The 3,995-nt window shown below is 67.9% G+C and carries 5 protein-coding genes; 3 read left to right on the top strand and 2 right to left on the bottom strand.

Translation table 11 applies throughout. From position 1 onward, the window contains the following. Positions 1-267, bottom strand: a 267-nt coding sequence (locus B4E30_RS01345; protein ID WP_286793178.1) for a vitamin K epoxide reductase family protein, incomplete at its 3' end; no start/stop codon positions are given. Between the two features lie 293 nt (positions 268-560). Here B4E30_RS01345 and B4E30_RS01350 point away from each other — a divergent pair. Continuing rightward, positions 561-2,954, top strand: coding sequence for an Rne/Rng family ribonuclease (locus B4E30_RS01350; RefSeq protein WP_286793179.1), 2,394 nt, complete (start codon positions 561-563; stop codon positions 2,952-2,954). 15 nt (positions 2,955-2,969) lie between these two features. On the opposite strand, the gene B4E30_RS01355 is transcribed toward B4E30_RS01350, so the two are convergent. After that, positions 2,970-3,242, bottom strand: coding sequence for a DUF4031 domain-containing protein (locus B4E30_RS01355; RefSeq protein WP_286793180.1), 273 nt, complete (start codon positions 3,240-3,242; stop codon positions 2,970-2,972). A gap of 190 nt (positions 3,243-3,432) precedes the next feature. On the opposite strand from B4E30_RS01355, the gene rplU reads away from it, so the two are divergent. Both rplU and rpmA read left to right on the top strand, forming a co-directional pair. Then, entirely contained in the window at positions 3,433-3,741 is a 309-nt protein-coding gene (gene rplU / locus B4E30_RS01360) for a 50S ribosomal protein L21 (protein ID WP_071043323.1), read from the top strand. Positions 3,742-3,759: 18 nt separating this feature from the next. Then, positions 3,760-3,995 (top strand): 50S ribosomal protein L27 (rpmA, locus tag B4E30_RS01365; protein WP_286793181.1); only part of this gene is annotated, 236 nt, incomplete at its 3' end.

Here is a 3,995-nt window from a genome sequence, read left to right on the forward strand (position 1 = left end):
CGCCGCGCCGACGACGATCGGTGCGACCCACCCGGTGAGGCCGAGGATCGGGTTGGAGAAGCCGAAGACGCTGCCCTGCCAGGAGTCGAGATTCGCGCTGCACTGCACCAGCACGCTGAAGTCGCACGACGCCGACGCGCCCGGGTCCGCGAGTCGGTCGATCTTCTCCACCGTGAGGTTGAAGGCGGCGAACCACCCGATCACCCCCGCGATGATCAGCCAGATCGCCAGGCCGGTCGGGCGGGTGTGCGACGAGGGCGAAGCCATACGGCGATCCTCTCATCGTCCGCTATGGGTCTGCTGTGGACCGCCTGCGGCCGCGGTCGCGCATTATCGGAGCGAAAGTGCGATAATGAACGGCGATGCACGGCGGCCGCGCCGCCACGGGCATCGACAGAAGACTTCGGGCGATGAACGCCCTATCGTCGTCGCGGAACCCGCTGGACCGGGCGCGACGACACACCGAGTGAGTTCGCGAGGACGCCCCTTCCCAGGGAGGGCGCCACGCACGAGATTTCGACGGGTGACGCGCGGTGTCACCCGCGGGGAGTACGCCAGAGATGGCCGATGGAAATGATGCACACGTCCCAGCAGACTCCGAACCGGACGCTCCGGTGGAGACGAACGTAGAGGCGGAACAGTCGTCCGACGGCGGGACGCCGGAACTCTCGGAACCCGCGGGGGCCGCCGAGGTCACGGCGCCCACCCAGGAGGAAGCGTCCTCCGAGCCGGCGCCGTCCCCTGGCACCGAGTCTCCGGCTGAGTCCGAGACCACGGCCGAGCCCGAGGTTCCTCCGGCGACGCCCGAAGAACCTGCCGAACCGGAGAGACTGACCGCTGTCAGTCTCGGTCTCCTGCCGGAGCGGTTCGTCTCCGCGGTGTCGACGCAGCTGCACTTCTACGCACCCGAGATCGCGGTGCTGCCGGCGCGGCCCGATGACGACGTCGAAAGCGACCGGGAGCAGCAGTCGGGGGGCAGCTCTCGCCGCCGTGGTCGACGTCGCGGAGGCGGCGGCCAGAACGACAAGAGCGACGGCGACGACGAATCGCCCCGGTCCTCCGGCCGCAAGCGGGCCGTCGAGGTCGTGACCGAGCCGCAGCGGATCAAGGGATCCACGCGCCTCGAGGCGAAGAAGCAGCGCCGCCGTGACGGGCGCGAAGCCGGTCGCCGTCGTGCCGTGGTCACCGAGGCCGAATTCCTCGCGCGCCGCGAGGCCGTCGACCGGGTCATGGTGGTGCGATCGAAGAACGGCCGGATCCAGATCGCGGTGCTGGAGGACGACGTCCTCGTCGAGCACTATGTGGCCCGCAATCAGGACTCGTCTCTCATCGGGAACGTCTATCTCGGTCGCGTGCAGAACGTGCTCCCCAGCATGGAGGCCGCGTTCGTCGACATCGGCCGGGGACGCAACGCCGTGCTCTATTCCGGTGAAGTGGACTGGGACGCCGTCGAGACCGGCAATCAGCCGCGACGGATCGAGCTCGCGCTGAAATCGGGCGACAAGGTGCTCGTGCAGGTGACGAAGGACCCGGTCGGACACAAGGGCGCGCGACTGACGAGCCAGATCTCGCTCCCCGGGCGCTACCTCGTGTACGTGCCCGGCGGCGCCATGAACGGCATCTCGCGCAAGCTCCCCGACACCGAACGGGCGCGTCTGAAGAAGATCCTCAAGGAGGTGCTGCCCGAGTCCTCCGGCGTCATCGTGCGCACCGCCGCCGAGGGCGCCACGGAGGAGCAGCTGACACGCGACGTCAACCGGCTCACGACGCAGTGGGAGCACATCGGACGCCAGGTCGAATCCCAGCAGGCCCCGGCGCTGCTGCACTCGGAGCCCGATCTGCTGGTCAAGATCGTGCGCGACGTCTTCAACGAGGACTTCTCGAAGATGCTCATCCAGGGTGAGGATGCGCACCAGACCATCACCGCGTACCTCGAAGGGGTCGCTCCCGACCTCCTCGATCGCGTCGAGTCCTACGAAGAGGACCGAGACCCGTTCGACCGCTTCCGCATCACCGAGCAGATCGAGAAGGCGCTGGACCGCAAGGTGTGGCTGCCCTCGGGCGGATCGCTCGTCATCGACCGCACCGAGGCGATGACCGTCGTCGACGTCAACACCGGCAAGTTCGTCGGATCCGGCGGGAACCTCGAAGAGACGGTCACGAAGAACAACCTCGAGGCTGCCGAGGAGATCGTGCGGCAGCTGCGGCTGCGCGACATCGGCGGAATCATCGTGGTCGACTTCATCGACATGGTGCTCGAATCCAACCGCGACCTCGTGCTGCGGCGTCTGGTCGAGTGCCTCAGTCGCGACCGGACCAAGCACCAGGTGGCCGAGGTCACGTCGCTCGGACTCGTGCAGATGACGCGCAAGAAGCTGGGTCTCGGGCTGCTGGAGACCTTCAGCGAGGCGTGCGAGGTGTGCGCCGGCCGCGGCGTGATCGTCCATCACGACCCGGTCGTCAAGCATCGGTCATCGGGGTCGTCCTCGAGCGGTCGTCGACAGCGCCAGAACGGCAACGGCGGTTCCTCGCAGGGCAACGGCAACGGATCGTCGTCGTCCCAGGGCGGCGGCACGCATACGATCACCGAAGGCGTGAAGTCGGCGCTGGCGCAGATCGCGGCCTCGACGATCCATCCGTCGCAGGGAGAGGACGCCCCCGCCGCCGGTGGACAGGTGGATGTCGTGCTGCCCGAGCCCAAGGACGGCCAGCCTGCCCCGAAGGACGAATCCCGGGCCGAGCACGCGGATCGAGGCAAGAAGCCCCGCCGCAAGAAGCCCGAGTCATCGAAGGGTCCCCGCACGGAGACGGATGTCCTCCTGGACTCCGTTCTGGATGCGCTCCCCGAGCCGAAGGCCCCCGGTCAGGGACGCGGTCGGCGCCGGGTGACCACCGCCGCCTTGACGGGTACACCGGTGAGCACCGTCACGCCGGCCCCGCCGAGCGAGGACTGACGCGGAGGTCGCGCGTCATCGCCCGCGGCGCTCGCGAGCGGTGACGCGCAGTCCGGAGGCGATGAGGCGGCGGACCAGTTCGTGGCCGCCGACGGCATGAGCGCCTGCGGCCACGAGACGGTCGTAGGCCTCGTCGGGAACGTCGTAGTGATCGCGGTCGAATCCGCGACGGGGGATGCCGTTCGCCGCTGCGAAGCGGTGCAGTTCGTCGAGGCTCGCATCGCTGATCAGGTGAGACCACAGGCGCCCGTGCGCAGGCCAGCGAGGTGGATCGATCAGGATCGCCATCCCGCGATCCTACGGCGCGGACTCCGGCGGCGTCGCTTTGCGCGGCGCTGCGGCATCCGGTAAAGTATTCCTTTGGTGCGTAGCGTGCCGCATACTCATGGTGACACGCCGAGAGCATGGCTTCCGCACCGTTACCCGTCTTTCAAGACAACCGGAGCCGTGCGCTCCCCAAGACGAAACAAGGTGTGAAGTGGTTTACGCAGTTGTGCGCGCCGGTGGCCGGCAGGAGAAGGTCGAGGTCGGCTCGATCGTCGTTCTCGATCGTCTGGCTGCTCAGATCGGTGACAAGGTGCAGCTTCCGGCCGTCCTGCTCGTCGACGGCGACGCCGTCACGACCGACGCCGACAAGCTGGCGAAGGTCTCGGTGACCGCCGAGGTCCTCGGTGAGGAGCGCGGCCCCAAGATCGTGATCCAGAAGTTCAAGAACAAGACCGGCTACAAGAAGCGCCAGGGGCACCGCCAGGACCTCACGCGCGTCAAGGTCACCGGCATCAAGTAACTCCAGGAAGAAGCTGAGATGGCACACAAGAAGGGCGCAAGCTCCACTCGCAACGGTCGTGACTCCAACGCGCAGCGCCTCGGCGTGAAGCGCTTCGGCGGTCAGGTCGTCGGCGCAGGCGAGATCATCGTCCGTCAGCGCGGAACCCACTTCCACCCGGGCGCCAACGTCGGCCGGGGCGGCGACGACACGCTGTTCGCCCTCGCCGCCGGTGCGGTCGAGTTCGGCAACAAGGGCGGTCGCAAGGTCGTCAA

Source organism: Microbacterium sp. UBA3394 (genome assembly GCF_002358725.1).
Lineage (GTDB): Bacteria > Actinomycetota > Actinomycetes > Actinomycetales > Microbacteriaceae > Microbacterium > Microbacterium luteum.